This window comes from Comamonas aquatilis, from assembly GCF_965139575.1.
Classification (GTDB): Bacteria; Pseudomonadota; Gammaproteobacteria; order Burkholderiales; family Burkholderiaceae_C; genus Comamonas; species Comamonas aquatilis.
The window spans coordinates 144,878-163,847 of sequence record NZ_CBCSIW010000003.1; the positions used below are offsets into that span (position 1 = coordinate 144,878).

The following is an 18,970-nucleotide window of genomic DNA, read 5'->3' on the forward strand; positions in this document are numbered from 1 at the left end:
CAGATGGCCTTGGCAAAAGATTTGTTTTCAAAGTGACGGCCATCTGCCCCGGCGGGTCCAGGGAATCGCTGATTTTTCACTGGCACACTGGCGGCCATGCATGCTAGCGCCGAACTGTCCCTGCCCTGCGATGACCGCGACTTTTCTGAGTGGCACCAGGGCTGCCCTTGGTGCGCGGTCTGGGTGGTGTGGCTGGACGATGCGGCGACCCGCCAGGCGGTGGCGGCCGGCCGTGCGGCCCTGGGCGACTGTCTGCTGCCGCGCTATGCGCGCCAGCCGCATATCACCGTGGCCTATCGCGGTCTGTGTGCCGACGGTGATGCACATGAAGCAGGGGAGTTCGGACTGCAGGCCTTGCGCCGCGATTTGGGCTTGCTCAAAAGCCTGGCACAACAACCTTTTGCGCTGCAGCTGCGTGGCGTGGGCAGTTTTACCTCCGCGCCATATCTGGCCGTGGCCGAAGGCGGCGAGGCGCTGGCGGCTCTGCATGCGGCCCTGGTGCCGCAGCAGCCTGTACCCGGCTGGCGCTATGTGCCCCATGTGACGCTGGGTCACTATGGGCGGCAGTTGCCCTTGGCCCAGGCGCTACAAAAACTCCAGGAGCAACAAGAGCTGGGGCAGGGGCTGCCGCCCCAGCCGGTCGGCCAACTGGCCCTGGTGCGCTATGCCAGCGCCGATATGGCGGGGCCGCTGGTGCTGGAAGGCTGCTTTGATCTGGCCGCCGGGCGCTACAGCGCCGCGCCCGGGGCTTTATGGGCGGAGCTGGGCGAGGCTCAGGCCAGCGTCAGCGCAACGTCGATGTTGCCGCGCGTGGCGTTGGAGTAGGGGCAGACCTGGTGGGCTGCATCCACCAGCTCCTGGGCCTGGGCCTTGTCCATGCCGGGCAGCTTGATGGTCATGCGCACGGCAATGCCGAACACTTCGCCCACGGGGCCCAGATCGACTTCAGCGTCCACCGACAGATCGGCGGGCAGCGTCAGCTTCTGGCGGGCGGCCACGGCCTTCATGGCGCCGATAAAGCAGGCCGAATAGCCGGCGGCAAACAGCTGCTCGGGGTTGGTGCCCTTGCCGGCGCCGCCGGGCGAGGTCAGCTGGATATCCAGACGGCCGTCATCGGTGCGCGATGCGCCTTCGCGTCCGCCGGTGGTGTGGGCGCGGGCGGTATAGAGAACTTTGTCGAGCTGGGCCATGGCTATCTCCTGGGGGTTGATGAATCTCACACGCTAACGCAAGCCGATGACGGCTGCGGTCTGCAGGGGTGATGGCTGTTGTGCCTGGAAGACAATAATCAGCATCGAAAAGCCGTAAAGCGCTTTCAGATAAAGCACATGAAGCTATGGTTTTTGATAGCACTCTCTCAAACAACCAACCTCATTCCTCCTCGTAAGGCAGGTCGTCGGCGGCAATGCCCACAAAGTCCGGCGCTGGCGTATCGGGAAAGCGCAGGGCCAGCACATGGCTGTGGCCCTGGCTCAGGCGTTTGACGCAGCGGTGCATGCCGTCCATCAACCGGCCTTCGGCATCCAGCAAGATGGGGTATTGGGTGTCTGCTGCCTCCACCAGCTTCAGGTGCTCGGCAACCGCGCGCGGCGTGGGTTCGTCGCCGGGATCGGTAAACCAGTAGCGCTGGCCGAGTTCGGTAATCTCGGCCAGCGCCACCCAATGGGGCTGCAGCCCCAGGGCGGCGGCCTGCGCAATCAGCTGGCGAACATCCCAGGCTTGCAGGCCTTGCGGGCCGGAGCGCAGATGGTATTGAGGTCGGATCTTCATGCACGCTATTTTTTCATTAGCGCATTGGCCACAGCCTGATAGGCGGGCAGGCTGATGGGGTCATTGACACCATTGGCTGCAATCGGGTGCGAGGCATAGCGGGCAATCACCATCTGGGCTTTGGGATCGATATAGACCGCCTGGCCGTGAATGCCGCGCGCCATATACGCGCCATGGTCGTTGTGCGAGACCCACCACATATTGCGGTAGGACCAGCCGGGCAGGGTGGTGTAGCCGGCCTTGGCAAACTGTGCCTTGTCTGCACCGCGCTGAATGTCTTCAAACACTGCCTTGGGCAGCACCTGCTGACCGTTGTAGCGGCCTTGATTGCGCATCATCTCGCCAAAGCGGGCCAGATCGCGCAGCGCGGTGTTGAGTCCGCCGCCGCCCGATTCCGTGCCTATGCGATCGACCATGAAATAGGCATCCTGCTCGGCACCGATGCGGCTCCAGATGCGCTCGCTCATCAGCTGGGCCAGCGATTTGCCGCTGGCGCGGCGTACCAGCCAGGCCAGGACTTCGGCGTTCACCGTCTTGTAGGCAAAGGCCTGGCCGTGCTCGCCTTCTTTTTGCAGACCTTGCAGAAACAGGTCAAAGCTCTTGGGTCCTGCATAGTCCTTGCCCTGGGCCATCATGCCGCCGGCGCGGGCATAGTCCCAGACTTCGGCCTTGGGGTCGGCATAGTTCTCGGAGTATTTCACGCCAATCGTCATGTCCATCACCTGGCGCACCGTGGCATCGCCATAGGCCGTGTTCTTCATCTCTGGCAGGTACTGGGTGACGGGCGCATCGGGCTGGAGCGTGCCCTCTTCGGCCAGCAGGGCGGCCAGCGTGCCGACAAAGGATTTGGTCACCGACATGGCCAGATGCGGGCGCTCGGGCGTCAGTGCACCAAAGTATTTCTCGTAGACGATGCGGCCCTTGTGCAGCACCACGATACCGTCGGTGTAATTTCGCTCCAGAGACTGGGCAAAGGTCAGCTCCTCGCCCGTGCCCATGACTTTCAGGCGCACGCCGTCCAGATTCACCGGTGCGGCGCGCAGCGGGCTGGGTGCGCCCGTGCCGCGCCAGACATTGGCCGTGGGCACCAGCTCGCGGATATGAGAGAAGGTCCAGCGTATGCGGGGGAAGACATTTCCCACGGGGTTGTCAAAAGTGATCTGCTTGTCCGGCGGCGGCGGAAAGCCCTGCATCCAGCCCAGGGCCTGCACTGTGGTGCTGGCCGGATCGGGCAGGGCGGCGGTCTGCGCCATCACCTGTATATTTGCTACTGAAAGAAGAGCTGCCAGCGCAATAGGTGTAATGGTCTGAAGCGAAAAAGACTTGTGTTTCATCGTGCACTCCCTGGAATGGATTCAGCGGCCGGTAAAGCGTGCGGGGCGTTTTTCTATGAAGGAGCGCACGCCTTCGGCCGCGTCCTCGCTCTGGGCCAGGCGCTGTTGCACGGGAATGAAGTCGGCCACGGCGGCGGCCTGGCCAAGCTCTATGGCCTTGAGCACATTCAAGCGGGTGGCCACCACGGCCTGCGGTGCCTGGGCCGCAATGCGCTCGGCAATGCGTAGGGCTTCGTCCAGCTGCAGTCCGGCGGGAACGACTTTTTGCACAAAGTTGCAGCGATAGGCTTCGGCGCTATCGAACTCGTCACCGGTGAGCATGTGCAGCATGGCATTGCCCACGCCTGCGCGCTCTGCCATGCGCAGCGTGGCGCCACCCGTGGGCATGATGCAGCGCTGCACCTCCATCTGCGCAAAGCGGCAGTTGTCGGCGGCCACCACGATATCGGCACCCAGCATCAGCTCGATGCCGACGGTAAAGCAAATGCCTTGCACGGCAGCCACCATGGGCTTGCTGCGGCGGCGATAGCCGGGCAGGCCGAAGTCATGGGGTTCCACCAGACCGGGCGCAATGACTTTCTGACCGGCTTTCATGAACTCGGCAATCGCCGGCAGATCCAGGCCGGCGGTGAAATGCTCGCCAAAAGCGTGCAGCACGCCCACGCGCAAGCCGGGTTCGTCGTCCAGCCGGGTATAGGCCTCACCCAGCTGCTGGAACATGGCCGGCGTCCAGCCGTTGCGCCGGGCCGGGCGGTTGATGCCTATCAGCAGCACATGGCCGCGAACTTCACAATGAATACAGCCCTCGGGCGGAGGGCTGGGAATTTCGATTTGCATGGCAGGTCTCCTGCCGCAACCTTAGAGGGCGGCGAAAAATGCCGCAGTCGCGCAGAAGACCTGTGGAGGCGCTATTTAGTAGGTGTAAACACCGCGTCCGGTCTTGCGGCCCAGACGACCGGCGGCCACCATTTCCTTGAGCAGCGGGCAGGCGCGGTACTTGCTGTCGCCGAATTCCTTCAGGTACACCTCCATCACGGCCAGGCAGACATCCAGACCGATCATGTCGGCCAGAGCCAGCGGGCCAATGGGTTGGTTGCAACCGAGCTTCATGCCGGCGTCGATGTCTTCGGCCGATGCCAGGCCTTCGGCCAGCACAAAAAAGGCTTCGTTGATCATGGGCACCAGAATGCGGTTGACCACAAAGCCGGGGGCGTTCTTGACTGTGATGGGCGTCTTGCCCAGGCGCTCGGCCATTTCCTTGACGGCGGCGTGGGTGGCGTCCGAAGTCTGCAGGCCGACAATGATCTCCACCAGGGCCATCATGGGCACGGGGTTGAAGAAGTGCATGCCGATGAAGCGGTCGGCGCGCTGGGTCACGGCGGCCAGCTGGGTGATGGAAATCGACGAGGTATTGGTCGCCACGATCACGTCCTGGCCCAGCATGCCGTCCAGCTGCTTGAGGATCTTGACCTTGAGGTCGAAGTTCTCGGTAGCGGCTTCAATCACCAGCTGTGCCGGCTTCAGGTCGTCATAGCTGGTCGAGATCTTGATGCGGGCCAGAGCGGCGGCCTTGTCGGCTTCGCTGATCTTTTCCTTCTTGATCAGGCGGTCCAGGCTGCCGGAGACGGTAGCCAGGCCTTTTTGCACGGCGGCTTCCGAAATATCCACCATCACCACATCGATGCCCGATACCGCACAGGCTTGTGCGATGCCATTGCCCATGGTGCCTGCACCGATGATGCCTACAGTTTGAATTGCCATAACGCTTGAGTCTCCTAGTTTGCCAATTTCGTTGAACCCGAAAATGTTAGCCGGGTTCGGCGGCACTTTCGGCCTAGTCGGGCATGCTTGGCGTGATATGGGTAAAACCGGCGACTGGCCCCGGCCCTCTGCTGGCGTTTACACGTCTGTTGGCGGCGCTGGCGGGCGGCCAGAATGTGGCTCTCAGAACGTGTTGACGATCTCCTCGGCGCCGCGCCAGTGTCTTTGCGGGATGGGATGCTAGGCGCGATACCGCAGCAATAGCCGTGCTATTGCGAGGATTCGCAACACCGCAGAGCGCCCGCAAAGACACTGGCCCGAAGGGTTGAGGCGAAATCGGGCGATTTCATCGCGCTGCGGCTGGCTTGCACCCCGGTGCAAGCTGCTCCACATCGCTTCGAACTCATCCCGATTGCGCCTCAACGCGGCTGCGTAGAGATCGTCAACACGTTCTCAAACGGGAGCACAGGTATGCGTGACTTTCTGGTGATTGGTGCGGGCTCGGCGGGCTCGGTGCTGGCAGCAAGGCTGAGCGAGGACCCCGAGGTGAGCGTCACCCTGCTGGAGGCCGGGGGTGAAGACCGCAGCGTGCTGATCCACTGCCCGGCAGGGCTATCAGCCGCGCGGCAAGGTGCTGGGCGGCTCCAGCTCCATCAATGCCATGATTTACATGCGCGGCCAGCCCCAGGACTATGAATATTGGAGCGCGCAAGGCAATCCAGGTTGGGGCTGGAGCGATGTTTTGCCCTATTTCATCAAGGCCGAGCACAACACCCGTGCTGCGGATGCGCTGCATGGCAGCCAGGGCCCGCTGCATGTGTCCGACCTGTGCGACCCCAATCCTCTGGCCCTGGCCTTTGTTCAGGCAGGTGTGCAAGCCGGGCAGGTGCACAACCGGGATTTCAACGGCCCTAGCCAGGAGGGCGTGGGCCTGTACCAGGTTACCCACCACCACGGCGAGCGCTGCAGCGCCGCCAAAGCCTATCTGACGCCGGTGCGCCAGCGCCCCAATCTGGAGGTCGTCACCAATGCCAGGGTGCTGCGCATTTTGCTGGAAGACCGTCAGGCGGTGGGGGTGGAGTACGAACAGGGCGGGCAGGTCAGACAGCTGCGTTGCCGCCGCGAGGTGCTGCTGTGTGCCGGGGCGTTGCAATCGCCGCAGCTGCTCATGCTTTCGGGCATAGGGCCGGGCGAGCATCTGCAGCCGCTGAGCATCAAGGTGGCTCACCATCTGCCGGGTGTGGGCCTGCATCTGCACGATCACCCCGATGTGGTGCAGGTGGTGGATGCGCCGCAACTCACCGACAGCTTTGGTATCTCACTGACCGGCATCAGGCATCTTTGCCGGGGTATGGCCCAGTGGAGACGCGAGCGACGCGGCATGCTGACCAGCAATTTTGCCGAAGCCGGCGGTTTTATCCGCAGCCAGCCGCAGGAGGTTGCGCCCGATCTGCAGCTGCACTTTGTGGTGGGCAAGCTGGTGGATCACGGACGCAAGACGGTGTTAGGCCACGGCTATTCCTGCCATGTCTGTCTGCTGCAGCCGCAAAGCCGGGGCAGCGTGCGGCTGGCAACTGCCGACGTGCGGGCGCTGCCGCTCATAGATCCGGGGTTTTTCAGCCATGAGGAGGACATGCCGCGCATGATTCGCGGCGTGCAGCGCATGCGCGACATCCTGGGCCAACCGGCGCTGGCCGGCCTGGGCGGCAAGGAATACGCAGCTTCAGCCCAGGCCCACAGCGAGGCCGAGATCGAGCAGTTCATTCGCAACTACGCCGACACCATCTACCACCCGGTGGGCAGCTGTCGCATGGGCCCGGGGGAGCTGGATGTGGTGGATGCCAGGCTGCGCGTGCAGGGCATGCAGGGCCTGCGGGTGGTGGATGCCTCGGTGATGCCACGCATCGTCAGCGGCAATACCAATGCGCCGGTCATCATGCTGGCGGAAAAGGCGGCCGATCTGATCCGCGAAGACTGGCGCTAGGCTCGGCCGCCAAAAGGCAGGGGCATAGGCAAAGGCATTTCGGCGGCCCTTAGGGTGACGAATTCCCAGCGGCCACGGCCCAGACGCTTGGCGTCTTGCAAAGCCGTTTCGGCATGCCGGGCCAGATCTTCGATGCTCAGTTGTTCCCAGACCTCGGGCACCAGAGCGCAGCCCGCGCTAAAGCTCAGATCCACCTGCAATTCATACTGCGCGCCCAGCTGCATGGCCGATTGCAGGCGCGCGCACAGCGACTGCACGCCGGCCCCATCGGCATGCAGCAGCATGCACAAGGCCTGGCCCTGCCAGCGTGCTATCACTTCATTGCTGCGAATATGCTTTTGCAGGATTCTGGACAGCAGTTGCAGGGCTTCATCGCCCAGGGCATAGCCGCGCTCCTGGTTGACGCGGTAGAAGTGGTCCATGTCCAGCATCACCAAGGCCAGCGGCAGCTTGTCGCGCTGGGCGCGCTCCAGCATGGCCTGGCCCTGGCGCTCCAGTGCCTTGCGCTGGGGCAGGCCTGCCCAGTCATCCGGCCGGCTGTTCTGATTTCGCTTGAGCTCCTCGCGCAGCGCCCAGAGCGTGGCCAGCATCAGCAAGCTGCCGCAGATGGGAGTCATCAGGCCCAGGGCGGGGTGCAGGCCGGACTCTGCCGTGAGCATCTGAGACCAGGACTCGTAAGGCTGGGTCAGGCCTGCCGACATCACGGCCAAGCCCAGAGATACCTCGATGCTGAATACGATGTAGCGCCAAACCCGGGTCTGGGGCTTGCGGGGGAACAGTGCCATGCAGCCGACCAGCACGGCACACATGCCATTGATGGTGCTGAACCAGGCCAGTCTTTGTGCCGGTGAATGGATGGTGATCAGATAGCCCAGCACACCGATCACGCTCAGTATGCGCAAGCCATGGTCAAGGGCCCGGTGGCGTGGGCCCAGCCAGCCCGACAAGGAGCGGCTGAGCTCCCACTGCACTAGCGTGGCGCAAAGTATGGCAATCGTTGACAGCAGCTTGCCCCAGACGCTGGTGTCAAAGTACAGCTCGGCAATGCCGGCCAGCCAGGCCAGGCCTTGCAGCAGAAAATAGCGCTGCGCATGGCGGGCGCCATAGGTGAGTTTCTGATCCAGCAGCCAGGGCAGGGCGATGGCGATGACCATCAGATTGATGGCCACCACCATGGCAATGGTAAAAAAATCCGGCCCGGGCATGTGGCAAAGAGTTACTGGAAGGCGACTTCGTCGAAGCTGCGCAGCTTACGGCTGTGCAAGCGATTGGTGCCGCCTTCGCGCAGTATGTCCACAGCGCGCATGCCGATACGCAGATGCTGGTCCACGCGTTCCCGGTAAAAGTGGTTGGCCATGCCGGGCAGCTTGATTTCGCCGTGCAAGGGCTTGTCGCTGACGCACAGCAAGGTGCCGTAGGGCACGCGGAAGCGGAAACCGTTGGCCGCAATGGTGGCCGACTCCATGTCCAGCGCCACGGCACGGCTCTGGCTGAAGCGCTTTTGCGGCAGATTGTCGGGCAGCAGCTCCCAGTTGCGGTTGTCCGTGCTGGCGACCGTGCCCGTGCGCATGATGCGCTTGAGTTCGGAATGTTCCATCTGAGTGACGTCGGCCACAGCCTGCTGCAGCGCCAGCTGGATTTCGGCCAGGGCCGGAATCGGCACCCACAACGGCAGCTCGGCATCCAGCACATGGTCTTCGCGCACATAGGCGTGGGCCAGCACATAGTCGCCCAGTTGCTGGCTATTGCGCAGGCCGGCGCAGTGGCCCAGCATCATCCAGGCGTGGGGGCGCAGCACGGCGATGTGGTCGGTGATGGTCTTGGCATTGGCCGGGCCGACCCCGATATTGACCATGGTGATGCCGCTGGTGTCGGCACGCACCAGGTGGTAGCCGGGCATTTGGGGCAGGCGCGGCGGGGCATTGCCCAGCTCATCCACCGCCTCGGCAGGCAGGCCCTTGCGGCGCGTGACCACATTGCCAGGCTCGACAAAGGCAATGTAGTCGCTGTCTTCCTTGGCCATTTCTGCGTGGCCCAGGCGAATGAATTCGTCGATGTAGAACTGGTAGTTGGTAAACAGCACAAAGTTCTGAAACCACTCGGGCGCCGTGCCGGTGTAGTGGCGCAGGCGGTGCAGCGAATAGTCCACCCGTGGCGCGGTGAACAGCGACAGCGGCAGGGCCTCGCCGGGCTGGGGGCGCCAGGTGCCGTTGGCGATACCGTCATCCATGGCTTCCAGATCGGGCAGGTCGAACACATCGCGCATCAGCAGGCGCCGCTCGGGCGAGAGCGAGCCTTCGATGTGGTCGTTATCGGCAAACGAGAAGTGGATGGGAATGGGTTTTTCGCTCAAGCCCACTTCCAGCGGTACCTGATGGTGGGCAATCAGCAGGCGCAGCTGCTCGCCAAAGTAGTCGGCAAACAGATCGGGCCGAGTCAGCGTGGCCTCGTAAATGCCGGGGCCTTCCACAAAGCCGTAGGTGAGCTTGGTGTCCGCACGCGCCACGGTGGTGGTCTTGATGCGCACAAACGGGTAGTAGGCATGGGTGGGTACCGCTGGCGTCTCTCCCGCCACAAAGCGCTGCATGGCAGCGCGCAAATGCTCGATCTGTTCGCGGTAAAGCTGCTGGATATGGGCCAGCGCCTGCTGGGCATCCGTGTGCAAGCTTGTGCTCGTTTTATGGGAAGAGGTAGAGAAATTCGAGGCCATGCACTATTGTCTTTATAGCAAGTGACAGTGCTGCGACATCCAGGCCCTGGCCTGTTCTGCCGGCAGCGGAAGCGATACCAGATAGCCTTGCATCATGGCACAGCCCAGTTGCCTCAACAAAGCCAGCTGGGCAGCGGTTTCCACGCCCTCGGCCACGATGTTCAGGTTCAGGCTGCGTCCCATCTGAATGATGGCGTTGACTATGGCCCTGGCATCGGGGTTGTGCGAGATGTCGGTGACGAAGGAACGATCGATCTTGAGCGTGTCTATGGGATGGCGGCGCAAATAGGCCAGCGAGGAGTAGCCGGTGCCAAAGTCGTCGATGGCCAGGCCTACGCCCAGCGCCTTCAGCGCCTTCAGCGTCTCAGGCATCTGCCCGCTGGACTGCATCAGCGTGGTCTCGGTCAGCTCGATGTGCAGGTAGCGGGCCTCCAGCCCTGTTTCATGCAAGACCTCGGCCACCTCGCGCGCCACATCTCGCTCGCGAAACTCCTGGGGCGAGAGATTGACGGCAATCGGCACGGCGGGAAGTCCTTCGCGCTGCCAGGCCTTGGCCTGAATACAGGCCTGGCGCATCACCCAACGGTCAACTGCCGCAATCAGGCCGCGGTTCTCGGCAAAACCTATGAACTCGCCGGGCGGCACCAGCCCCCGGTGCGGATGGCGCCAACGCACCAGGGCCTCGAACCCCGCCAACTGGCCGTTGGCCGTGAAGGTCTGGGGCTGGTAGTGCAGCTCGAAGTCGCCGTTCTCCACCGCGGCGCGCAGCATCTGCTCCTGCATCAGCATGCGCGTGGCACGGCCTTCCAGCATGGGGGTGTAGAACTGCACCATGCTGCGTCCCTCGGACTTGGCCATGTGCATGGCGGCCTCGGCATTGCTCAGCAGAACTTCGGGGCTTTCGCCATCCTTGGGGTAGATGGCAATGCCCATGCTGGGCGAGACGATCAGCTGCGTGCCTTCGATCTCGCAAGGTGCTTCAATGACGGCCCTGAGCCTGGCGGCCAGGGCCTCGGTCTCCAGCAGTGTGGGGCTACCGGTCAGGACCACCACGAAATCATCGCCGCCCACCCGCGCCACCAGATCGAGCTTGCCGGTGCTGCTGCGCAGCCGCCTGGCGATCTCGCACAGCACCAGATCGCCGGCCTGGTGGCTCAGCGAGTCGTTGATGGCCTTGAACTGATGCAGATCAATGCTGAGCACCGACAGCCTCGATTGCTGCTGGCCGGCCTGTGCAATCGCCTGCGTCATCAACTCGTTGAGCCGTGCACGATTGGGTAGCTGGGTCAGCAAGTCATGCTGGGCCAGAAAGTTCATATGCTCTCTGGCCAGGTGGCTGGCCGTCATGTCGCGAAACACGACGAGGCGAAAATCCCCTTCGTCGCTGGGCATGCTCTTGGCCTGCACTTCCACCGGAATGCGCTGGCCGTTCTTGTGGATCAGTACCGACTCGTGGCGCTCCTCGCGTTCGTTGCGCATGGTCTGCAGCGCAGACAGCTGATATTCCGGGGCGACATAGTCCAGGATGGGATTTTGCAGCAGCTCGGGCAGGCTGTAGCCCAGCAGCTGCGTCAGTGCCGTGTTGCCGTCGATGACCAGGCCCTGTCGGTGCATGGCAATGGCTTCCGTCGTCACGGAGGCAAAGCGGCGCATGCGCTCCTCGCTGGCCTGCAGTTTTTGCATGACCTGGTGGTGATGGCTGACATCGGTGACCAGGGCCACCATGCCCTGCAGTACGCCGTTTTCGCTATGGGGGCGCAGCACGGTTTCTATGTGCTGAATGCTGTGGTCGGGCCTTACCACCTGGCGGCTATAGCGCACGGAGTCGGTGACCGAAGGATTGTTCAAGGGCAGGGACGAACGGATCTCGTTCCAGACCGCTTCCCCTGCAATCTCGCGCACGGTCTTGCCTACAATCTCCTGCTGAGAGAAGCCGAAGTACTCGGCGTAACGGGCGTTGGCAAAGCGGCAGGCCATGGTGGCTGCATCAAAATAGGCCAGCATGGCAGGAACGGTGTCGGCGATCAGCCGTAGCAAGGCGTCCGGGCTGTCTGACTGCTGCGCGTTGAAAATCTCAGGCATTCGCCTCCCTGTTTTTGCCAGAGGTTATAGCCGAATCGGTGCAAATTTGACAGCGCCAGAGCGTTGCCCAGCTTGATGCAAGCGGCATTGTTACCACAGCGAGGAAAAAAGGGTATGAGCTCATCGTCATGGTTTGCGGTCCATGCTTCAGCCTGGTTGCAGCCGCGCCAGCTGCTGCGCGCATCGGTAGCCGTGGCATTGTTGACCATTGTGTTCAAGACCCTGGCCTGGTGGCTGACTGGATCGGTCAGTTTGTTGTCGGATGCGCTGGAGTCCTTTGTCAACCTGGGGGGCGCGGTGTTTGCCCTGGCCATGGTGACGATAGCCGCCCGTCCGGCTGACGAAGACCACCCTTACGGTCACCACAAGGCCGAGTATTTCTCTGCGGGCTTTGAAGGCATTCTGGTCATGGGCGCCAGCGTGGCCATTGTGTGGGCGGCGGCGCTGCGGCTGTGGCATCCCCAGCCGCTGGAGCAGCTGAGCTGGGGCTTGCTGCTGTCGCTGATCAGCACCGGTTTCAATGGCGCTCTGGCCTGGGTCATGCTCCGCTCGGCCAAATTGCACCGCTCCATGGCGCTGGAAGGCGATGCCCGCCATCTGCTGACCGATGTCTGGACTTCGGTGGGCGTGGTGCTGGGATTGCTGGCCGCCCAGTGGACGGGCTGGCTGTGGCTGGATGCGGCCGTGGCCATGGCCGTGGCGTGCAATATTTTTGTGCAAGGTGCCCAGCTGGTCTGGCAGTCATCGCAGGGCTTGATGGATAAGGCACTGGATGCAGACGCCATTGAACGTATTCACGCCGTGCTGCAGCAGCATGCGACAGCGCATGAGGTGCAGTTCGACAATCTGACCACCCGTCAGGCCGGCGAGCGCAGCTTTGTCGATCTGCATATGCATGTGCCGGAGGCGTGGACGGTGCGCCAGGCGGCGCAGCTGCGTGCCGAGATCGAGGCGGCGCTGCTGCAAGCCGTGCCCGGCCTGTATGCCCGCATAGAGCTGTTGCCCATGGGCATGGAAACCCATAGCGAAGCCGGCGATGCTCGCGCCGTCTGTGAGTCAGAGACTTGAGTCAAAATCGCCTGCAACCCATTGTTGGTATACGGTTGGCATTCAAAATAAATAGCTAATTTTCGAAAGTCTCTCTTCATGATGAGCGTGATACAGCGCGTGAAAAGCGCGCAGGTGCAGGTGGGCGGCCAGGTCATAGGCCAGATCGAGCAAGGCTTGCTGGCGCTGGTCTGTGCCGAGCGTGGCGACAGCGAAGCCGAGGCCGACAAGCTGCTGGCCAAGCTGCTCAAGCTGCGCATCTTCAGCGACGCGGACGGCAAGATGAACCTCTGCCTGCAGGATGTGGGCGGCGGCCTGCTCATCGTCAGCCAGTTCACTCTGGCCGCCGACACCCGAGGCGGCAACCGTCCCAGTTTCACCGGCGCCGCCGCGCCCGATGAAGGCCGTCGCCTGTACCACTACTTCGTGGATCAGGCCCGCGCCGCCCATCCCCTGGTGCAGACCGGCGAATTTGCCGCCGACATGCAGGTGCATCTGGTCAACGACGGGCCCGTCACCATTCCTGTGCGCATGGAGCCGCAGGCCTAGGCAAGGGGCCCGGTCTGCGACCCCATCCGTCACCACGATTCCTACAAGAGCTGTCCATGAAGCCATCCTGCAAGCCCTCTTTGTCCCTCATAGCCGCCGGCCTGATTCTGGGTCTGGCAGGTGCCAGCCTGCCCATCCAGGCGCAGACCTTGAAGAAACCCGCGCTGGACGCACTGATCGCATCGTCCGCCCCGACCCCGGCCGAATCCTTCAAGGCCTTTGCACAACAGGCCGCAAAGGCAGAACCGAGTGTGGTAACAGCCGTGCAGCGCTATACGCGCGGCCAGACCCTGTCGGAGGGCGAACTCGCGGATATCGCCCGATTGCTGGGGGTGTACAACCGTCTGACGCAGGAGGCGGCGGTGCTGGAAAGCCTGCAGCGCATGGTGGCGCTGCCCACGGTGCGCGATCCCAAGGTTCCTTCGCATGAGAGTCCGGCCATCCTGGACTTCGGTAAGCTCGTTGCATCCATGGCCGCCGAATTCGGGCTGCGCTTTCGCAATGTGGACAACCGCATCTTTGAAGTGACACTGCCTGCCAATGCGGCGAGCCGCGCCGGCGAGGCGACCGAGTTCGGCATTCTGACCCATGCCGATGTGGTGCCGGTGGTGGCTGCCGAGTGGGTGCTGGACGGCAAGCAGATCAACCCTTTCCAGGTCACCCGTGTGGGCGATCGGCTTTATGGGCGCGGCACGATTGACGACAAGGGCTCTATCGCCACCGTGCTGTATGCGATGAAGGCGGTCAAGGACAGTGGTCTGCCGCTCTCGCGCAGCATTCGCCTGATGATAGAGACCACCGAGGAAACCGGCGGCGATGCCATGAAGTACTACCAGAGCAAGACCTCGCTGCCGCATTACAACATCGTGCTGGACAGCAAGTACCCGGCCGTGGTTGCAGAAAAGGGCACGGGTGCGCTCAAGGCCTTGTTTGCGGAGGTGGCCGTGGATGCCGCCAAGCCCGCCATCACCGCCATGACCGGCGCCGCCTCGGCCAACTCCATTGCGCAGACGGCTTCCGCCACCGTCTCCGCCACCGATGCGGCTGCGTTGGATCAGATTGCGCAGCGGCTGTCTCAGGAAAAGGACGAGTTTGTGCGTCGGCACGAGGCGCAGGGCAAGTTCGCCATCGAGGTGCAGCGCGCCGAGGGCATGGCCACGGTCAAGGTCAGCGGTGCATCCGCTCATGGCTCGCGTCCTGAGGAAGGGGTGAATCCCGTGCCGCGTCTGGCGCTGTTCCTGCAGCAGAGCCTGATGCCGGAGCAGGGCGCGGCGCTGCTGCAGCCCAATCAGTACAGCCAGGCCGTGCGCTATATCAATGGCGTATTTGGCCTGGACTATCTGGGCCGGCAGCTGGGCATTGCCTATGCCGATGATTTCATGGGGCCGCTCACGCTGTCGCCCAATCTCATCAAGTCCGTGGACGGCAAGCTGGAGGTGACGGCCAATGCGCGCATGCCGCGAGGCAGGACGCCAGAGCAACTGCGCGCCGAGGTGGAGCAGGGCATTGCCCGCTGGAGTGAGGCGGCCAAGGTGCCGGTCAGCGTGCAGTACACGCAAGGCAACTGGATGGCCCGCGATCCCAAGGGTGCATGGCTGAGCACCTTGCTCAATATCTTTGGTGACACCACGGGGCTGGACGCCAGGCCCGTGCCTACCGCAGGCAGCACCACGGCCAAGCTCATGCCCAACGCCATCAACTTCGGTCCGGCCATGCCCGGCAAGAAATACACGGCCCACAATGCGCTGGAATACCAGGAGCTGCCGGATCTGCGCACCGATATGCAGATGTTCACCGAGATGCTGGTGCGCATCGGCAATCTGCAGCAGATGCAGTGACGCCAGCCCCGATGGCGGGGCTGGCGCTGCTTACTGCATCACGTTCATGACGGCCAGCGTCATGGTTTCGACGCCGGTCTTGAATGTGGGTTCTGGCTCGGGGGCGAAGAAGGGCGAGTGATTGAAGGGCAGCGGCTTGCCGCCGGGCTGGCTGGCCTGCGCCACCTTCTGGGGATCGGACACGCCCAGGATGTAGAACATGGACGGCACGCCCTGGTTGATGAAGTCCGAGAAGTCCTCGCTGGCCGTGGCCGGAGGGATGGGCAGCACGTTCTTGTCGCCCAGCGCAGCCTTGAACAGCCTGACCGTGCGATTGACCAGAGCCGCATCATTGACCACGGCGTCCGAGCCCTTGGTCAGCCTGATCTCGGGGGCCGGCGCACCGGACATGGCGGCCTGCGCCTTGGCGCTGCGCTCTATGCCGTCATGCAGCTTGCTGCGCACCTCGCTCTTGTAAGTGCGTATCGTGCCCAGCAGCCGTGCCTGATCGGGAATGATGTTGCCTGCGCTGCCCGCATTGAAGGCACCCACGGTGACCACGCCGAATTCCATGGGGTCTTTCTCGCGGCTGACCACGCCTTGTACATCCACCACAAAGCGCGAGGCCATGAGCACGGGGTCTATGCCTTTGTCGGGCATGGAGCCATGGCTGCCGCGACCGTGAAACGTGATGTCCAGCGAGTCCGAATTGGAGGTCGCCGCCCCGGCCACATAGCCCACCGTGCCATAAGGCATGGAGCCGGTGTGCAGCGCAAAGGCGTAGTCGGGCTTGCCGAGCTTCTGGAACAGGCCGTCGGCCAGCATGGCCTTGGCACCGGTCACGGTTTCCTCGGAGGGCTGGGCCACGAACATCAGCGTGCCCTTCCATTGCTTCTTCAGACCCAGCAGCGCCTGCGCCGTGCCCAGCCAGCTGGTCATATGCATGTCGTGGCCGCAGCTATGGGCGACAAAGCTCTCCTTGCCGTTGTACTGGGCCTTGGCCTTGCTCGCATAGGGAAGGTCGGTTTTTTCCTCCATCGGCAGGGCGTCCAGCTCGGTGCGCACCATGACGGCGGGGCCTGCGCCATTGCGGTAGATGGCGACCAGGCCGGTCTTGCCAATGCCCTCGGTGACTTCAAAGCCCAGCTTGCGCATCTCGGCCGCCAGCTTGGCGGCGGTGCGCGTTTCCTCGAAACCCAGCTCGGGGTTGGCATGCAAGTCTTCGTAGATGTCGCGCATCTGCGGATACATCTGGGCGATCAGCTGCTGCAGCTGGGGCTTGAGCGGCTGGGGGTCCAGTTCCGCAGCCTGGGTCGAGGTCAGACTGGCGGCCAGCGCGGCGGTGATGCAGAACTTGCGAGTGAGGCTTGGGTGCATATGGGGTCTGTGGTTGGCATCAAACAGAAGCGGCCATTGAAGACCGTGCTTTCAGACTAGGAGCATGGCCGGCCCGGATTGAAGAGGGGCAACCCGCAAATGGCACCGTGAATAGCGATGGCACAAGGCTTTTCCGGCGCAGGCCCGGGATAATCCGCTCCTATGAATACCTCCACCAGCGCCGCCAAGGCCAATGATTCCACCGCTTTCTCGGCGCTGCCCCTGTCTCCTGAAATGCTGGGCAACCTGCAGCAGCTGGGCTACACGCAGATGACGCCGATTCAGGCCGCCAGCCTGCCGTTGACGCTGCAGGGCAAGGACCTGATCGCCCAGGCCAGCACCGGCAGCGGCAAGACCGCGGCCTTCGGCCTGCCCATGGTCGACCGCCTGAACCCGCGCTGGTTTGCCGTACAGGCTCTGGTGCTGTGCCCCACGCGCGAACTGGCCGATCAGGTGGCCACCGAAATCCGCCGTCTGGCCCGTGCCCAGGACAATATCAAGGTCGTCACCGTCTATGGCGGCGTGCCCTCGCGCAATCAGATCGCCAGCCTGGAAAACGGCGCCCACATCGTGGTCGGCACGCCCGGCCGCGTGATGGATCTGATGGAGCGCGGCAAGCTGGATATCGCCAATCTCAAGACCCTGGTGCTGGACGAGGCCGATCGCATGCTGGACATGGGTTTTCTGTCCGACATCGAAACCGTGGTGCGCCAGTGCCCTGCCGATCGCCAGACCCTGTTGTTCTCGGCCACTTACCCCGAAGGCATTGCCGGACTGGCCAACCGTTTCATGCGCGATCCGCAAATGGTCAAGGTGGCGGCCCAGCACAGCGCCGGCAAGATCCAGCAGCGCTGGTACGAAGTCGGTGCCCGCGAAAAAGTGGAGACGGTTGCCAAGCTGCTGGCGCATTTCCGTCCCGAATCGACGATTGCCTTTTGCAACACCAAGCAGCAGTGCCGTGACGTGGTCAACGCCTTGCAGGCCCAGGGCTTCAGCGCGCTGGCGCTGTTTGGCGAACTGGAGCAGCGCGAGCGTGACGAAGTGCTGGTGCAGTTTGCCAACAAGAGCTGCAGCGTGCTGGTGGCTACCGACGTGGCCGCGCGCGGCCTGGATATTGCCGATCTGTCGGCCGTGATCAATGTGGACGTGACGCCCGATTCCGAGGTGCATATTCACCGCATCGGCCGCACCGGCCGCGGCGATGCAGAAGGTCTGGCGCTGAATCTGGTGTCCATGGACGAGATGGGCAGCGTGGGCAAGATCGAACAGCTGCAAGGCCGTGCCTCCGAGTTCTTCCCCGTGGAAGAACTCACGCCCGCCGCCGGTGGCGAGCTGCTGCCACCCATGATGACCATCCAGATCATCGGCGGGCGCAAGGAGAAAATCCGTGCCGGCGACGTGATGGGCGCCATGTGCGCCGATTTTGGCTACAGCCGCGACCAGATCGGCAAGATCAGCGTCAACGACTTTTCCACCTATGTGGCGGTGGACCGCAAGATCGCTGCCCAGGCCTGCGCCAAGCTCAACGGCGGCAAGGTCAAGGGCAAGACGGTCAAAGCCCGTCTACTCTAAAAACAAGCCAAATTGACCTGTAGCGCTTATGTATTAAGCGCAGAGTGCTCACAAAAAAGCCTTCTCAAATTTGAGAAGGCTTTTTGCTTTGGGGCCGCGCTCAGCCCTTGGCGAAGAACAGCCCCGCCATTACCAGTCCCGTAGCCACAATGCCCCAGCGCAGAACAGGTGCGGGAATCTTGCGTGCCACGCGTGCGCCGCCGTAGCCGCCTGCGGTGGCGGCGATCATCATCAGCAGGGCCAGCTTCCATTGCACAATGCCGCCCGCCGCGTAGATCACCACGGCAATGGCGGTGAGCAGGGCGGAGACCAGATTTTTCATGCCATTCATGGCGTTGAGCTGGGTCTGGCCCAGCAGGCCGAACAAGGCCAGCAGCAAAATACCCAGGCCTCCGTTGAAATAGCCGCCATAGACGGCCACGGCCAACATGCCGGTAGCGGCTTTGGCGGTGCCGGGTGCCTGGTGGGCGGCGTTCTTGCCTGCGGCCCAGGCGCGCAGCTGCGGGCCAAAAGCGAACATGGCGGTGGCGGCCAGCAGCAGCCAGGGCACGACTTTGCGGAAGATGGCGTCTGGCGTGAACAGCAGCAGGGCCGCACCGGCCGAGCCGCCCACCAATGAAAGCCATACGATTTTCGAGGTCGACAGACCTGGTGGCGGCCGCATGTCCTCGCGAAAGCCCCAGGCTCCGGCCATATAGCCGGGCAGCAGGGCCACGGTGCCGGTGGCATTGGCCACCACGGGGGGCACGCCGGTGAAGACCAGGGCCGGTAGCGTCAGAAAACTGCCGCCGCCTGCCACGGCATTGAGTGCGCCGGCGACAAAGGCTGCGCCCAGCAGCAAAGCAATATGTGTCCACGGGCCCATGCCCAGGGTGGCCAGGATGTCCATTTTTGTCTCTCCCTCGGTTTTTTATGCTTGCAAGAGAGCGATCTTAGTGGCTGGACAGCTGCGTGATGCATGGGCAAA

The 18,970-nt window shown here is 63.1% G+C and carries 15 protein-coding genes and 1 pseudogene; 6 read left to right on the plus strand and 10 right to left on the minus strand.

Going from position 1 to position 18,970, the window contains the following annotated elements:
* Positions 1–96 precede the first annotated feature (96 nt).
* Positions 97–825, plus strand: a complete 729-nt coding sequence (locus ACNAZA_RS05715; RefSeq protein ID WP_415795494.1) for a 2'-5' RNA ligase family protein — start codon at positions 97–99, stop codon at positions 823–825.
* Here ACNAZA_RS05715 and ACNAZA_RS05720 read toward each other — a convergent pair.
* The 5 genes from ACNAZA_RS05720 to ACNAZA_RS05740 form a co-directional block, all read right to left on the minus strand.
* Positions 774–1,190 carry an organic hydroperoxide resistance protein gene (locus ACNAZA_RS05720; protein WP_415795495.1) on the minus strand — a complete coding sequence of 139 codons (417 nt, stop codon included), beginning with the start codon at positions 1,188–1,190 and terminating at the stop codon, positions 774–776. The two genes, ACNAZA_RS05715 and ACNAZA_RS05720, sit on opposite strands and share 52 nt — an antisense overlap.
* A gap of 181 nt (positions 1,191–1,371) precedes the next feature.
* Positions 1,372–1,770: a hypothetical protein gene (locus ACNAZA_RS05725; RefSeq protein WP_415795496.1), complete on the minus strand. Its 399-nt coding sequence runs from the start codon at positions 1,768–1,770 to the stop codon at positions 1,372–1,374.
* Between the two features lie 5 nt (positions 1,771–1,775).
* Positions 1,776–3,104: a serine hydrolase domain-containing protein gene (locus ACNAZA_RS05730; protein WP_415795497.1), complete on the minus strand. Its 1,329-nt coding sequence runs from the start codon at positions 3,102–3,104 to the stop codon at positions 1,776–1,778.
* A 21-nt stretch (positions 3,105–3,125) separates the two neighbouring features.
* A complete protein-coding gene (locus ACNAZA_RS05735) occupies positions 3,126–3,941 on the minus strand; it encodes a crotonase/enoyl-CoA hydratase family protein (protein WP_415795499.1) in 816 nt (271 codons plus the stop codon).
* A gap of 75 nt (positions 3,942–4,016) precedes the next feature.
* Positions 4,017–4,865 carry a 3-hydroxybutyryl-CoA dehydrogenase gene (locus ACNAZA_RS05740; RefSeq protein WP_415795500.1) on the minus strand — a complete coding sequence of 283 codons (849 nt, stop codon included), beginning with the start codon at positions 4,863–4,865 and terminating at the stop codon, positions 4,017–4,019.
* 471 nt (positions 4,866–5,336) lie between these two features.
* Between ACNAZA_RS05740 and ACNAZA_RS05745 the strand changes: the two are divergent.
* Positions 5,337–6,849 (plus strand): annotated as a pseudogene (locus tag ACNAZA_RS05745) (GMC family oxidoreductase).
* Here ACNAZA_RS05745 and ACNAZA_RS05750 read toward each other — a convergent pair.
* Genes ACNAZA_RS05750 through ACNAZA_RS05760 form a run of 3 tightly spaced genes read right to left on the minus strand, consistent with a single transcriptional unit; the run spans position 6,846 to position 11,641 of the window.
* Positions 6,846–8,054 carry a GGDEF domain-containing protein gene (locus ACNAZA_RS05750; protein WP_415795502.1) on the minus strand — a complete coding sequence of 403 codons (1,209 nt, stop codon included), beginning with the start codon at positions 8,052–8,054 and terminating at the stop codon, positions 6,846–6,848. The pseudogene ACNAZA_RS05745 and the gene ACNAZA_RS05750 overlap by 4 nt on opposite strands.
* Before the next feature lie 11 nt (positions 8,055–8,065).
* Positions 8,066–9,559: an AMP nucleosidase gene (locus ACNAZA_RS05755; protein ID WP_120971670.1), complete on the minus strand. Its 1,494-nt coding sequence runs from the start codon at positions 9,557–9,559 to the stop codon at positions 8,066–8,068.
* A gap of 12 nt (positions 9,560–9,571) precedes the next feature.
* Positions 9,572–11,641 carry a putative bifunctional diguanylate cyclase/phosphodiesterase gene (locus tag ACNAZA_RS05760; RefSeq protein ID WP_415795503.1) on the minus strand — a complete coding sequence of 690 codons (2,070 nt, stop codon included), beginning with the start codon at positions 11,639–11,641 and terminating at the stop codon, positions 9,572–9,574.
* Positions 11,642–11,755: 114 nt separating this feature from the next.
* Here ACNAZA_RS05760 and ACNAZA_RS05765 point away from each other — a divergent pair, with 114 nt between their 5' ends.
* From ACNAZA_RS05765 to ACNAZA_RS05775, 3 genes are all read left to right on the plus strand, one after another.
* Complete coding sequence (locus ACNAZA_RS05765) at positions 11,756–12,709, plus strand: cation diffusion facilitator family transporter (RefSeq protein ID WP_415795505.1); 954 nt, start codon at positions 11,756–11,758, stop codon at positions 12,707–12,709.
* Between the two features lie 78 nt (positions 12,710–12,787).
* Positions 12,788–13,237, plus strand: a complete 450-nt coding sequence (gene dtd / locus ACNAZA_RS05770; protein ID WP_415795506.1) for a D-aminoacyl-tRNA deacylase — start codon at positions 12,788–12,790, stop codon at positions 13,235–13,237.
* Between the two features lie 56 nt (positions 13,238–13,293).
* Entirely contained in the window at positions 13,294–15,075 is a 1,782-nt protein-coding gene (locus ACNAZA_RS05775) for a dipeptidase (RefSeq protein WP_415795507.1), read from the plus strand.
* A gap of 30 nt (positions 15,076–15,105) precedes the next feature.
* Here the strand turns inward: ACNAZA_RS05775 and ACNAZA_RS05780 are convergent, their stop codons facing one another.
* Positions 15,106–16,431, minus strand: a complete 1,326-nt coding sequence (locus ACNAZA_RS05780; protein WP_415795508.1) for an amidohydrolase — start codon at positions 16,429–16,431, stop codon at positions 15,106–15,108.
* 162 nt (positions 16,432–16,593) lie between these two features.
* On the opposite strand from ACNAZA_RS05780, the gene dbpA reads away from it, so the two are divergent.
* Positions 16,594–18,003: an ATP-dependent RNA helicase DbpA gene (dbpA, locus tag ACNAZA_RS05785; protein WP_415795509.1), complete on the plus strand. Its 1,410-nt coding sequence runs from the start codon at positions 16,594–16,596 to the stop codon at positions 18,001–18,003.
* Between the two features lie 100 nt (positions 18,004–18,103).
* Here dbpA and ACNAZA_RS05790 read toward each other — a convergent pair whose 3' ends face one another.
* Positions 18,104–18,892 (minus strand): sulfite exporter TauE/SafE family protein, encoded by a 789-nt coding sequence (locus tag ACNAZA_RS05790; RefSeq protein WP_415795510.1) that lies wholly within the window; start codon positions 18,890–18,892, stop codon positions 18,104–18,106.
* Positions 18,893–18,970: the final 78 nt, after the last annotated feature.